The 280-nt window shown below is 74.3% G+C and carries 1 protein-coding gene; it reads right to left on the bottom strand.

Features of this window, described 5'->3' with window-relative positions; genetic code table 11:
- A partial coding sequence (locus H2O73_RS23930) for a hypothetical protein (protein WP_497997517.1) occupies positions 1 to 263 on the bottom strand: 263 nt, incomplete at its 3' end.
- Between the last annotated feature and the right edge of the window lie 17 nt (positions 264 to 280).

Genomic DNA, 280 nt, shown 5'->3' with positions numbered 1-280 from the left:
CCCGCGTCCCGGGCCACGATGGCCGCGCGCCAGGGGCCGGGGCACGGGGCGGCATTCTCGACCCGCGCGACCTCTGCCGGGGGCATGTCGCCCGATAGCGCGGTTTTCAGCGCCTCCAGCCGTGCGCTCAGTCCCGACGCATCCGGCGCGCCCGCCACCAGAAGCTCGCTCGACCGGGTGAGGTTCGGTGCAGGCTCCGCCCCGCCGCGATATTCTTCCAGCACCGTATGGGCATTGATCCCGCCGAAGCCGAAGGCGTTCACCCCCGCCCGCCGGGGCG

It is taken from the genome of Vibrio marinisediminis (assembly GCF_014050145.1).
GTDB lineage: Bacteria > Pseudomonadota > Gammaproteobacteria > Enterobacterales > Vibrionaceae > Vibrio > Vibrio marinisediminis.
Note: the sequence above shows the minus strand (reverse complement) of the source record. Positions and strands in the feature narration are given on the sequence as shown.